Source organism: Streptomyces niveiscabiei (assembly GCF_001419795.1).
GTDB classification, from domain to species: domain Bacteria; phylum Actinomycetota; class Actinomycetes; order Streptomycetales; family Streptomycetaceae; genus Streptomyces; species Streptomyces niveiscabiei.
Window position 1 is genome coordinate 3364 of sequence record NZ_LIRL01001010.1, and the last position, 625, is coordinate 3988.

Here is a 625-nt window from a genome sequence, read left to right on the forward strand (position 1 = left end):
GCCGCGCAGACGCAGAAGCGCGCCATCGGTGGGTGTCCTTTCCTGAAGGGAGTACGACCGGTGCGGTGTTCCCGTCACCCGAAGTCGTCGTCGCTCCAGCTCGCGTCGTCGTCCTCCCAGTCCCCGCCGTCCCACCCGGTGTCGCCGCCCCCGCCGTCCCCGCCTCCGGACGACGAACTCTGCGCCTGCTGCCGCAGTTCCTCTTCCTCCTCCGGTGTCAGCGACAGGGGCGGCAGGTGCGCGGCCGTCACAGCGAGCCCAGCGATGCCGATCCCGGCGAGCACCGCGCCCATCCGGCCGCCGAACGACGTGCGGTTGACGGTGAGCCGCTCGCCGTGTCCCCACAGGGTGCGGCCGTAGCCGATGTCCCGCCCGTAGGTGACCGTCCCGTCGGCGAGGACCCNNCCGTCCTCGTAGGTGCGGTGGACGGTCCCGTCGGCCAGCAGTTCGTCCCGGTAGCCGGTCTCGCGTGGGCGGATCATGCGTGTGGGTCCTCGGTTCGGGGTCGGGTCAGGCTTCGGGCCAGGTCATGAACCCGGCGGTCCGCAGGTCGCGCAGCTCGCTCCAGACGGAGGCGCGGGCGGGGCGGGGGCCACGGGTCAGGCGCAGCACCGCGCGTACGAGG

1 pseudogene is annotated in these 625 nt (G+C 73.2%); it reads right to left on the reverse strand.

Annotation, left to right across the window (positions count from 1 at the left end):
- Positions 1–74: 74 nt before the first annotated feature.
- Positions 75–403, reverse strand: a pseudogene (locus AOK24_RS38855) (hypothetical protein); the annotation flags it as partial.
- Positions 404–625 lie beyond the last annotated feature (222 nt).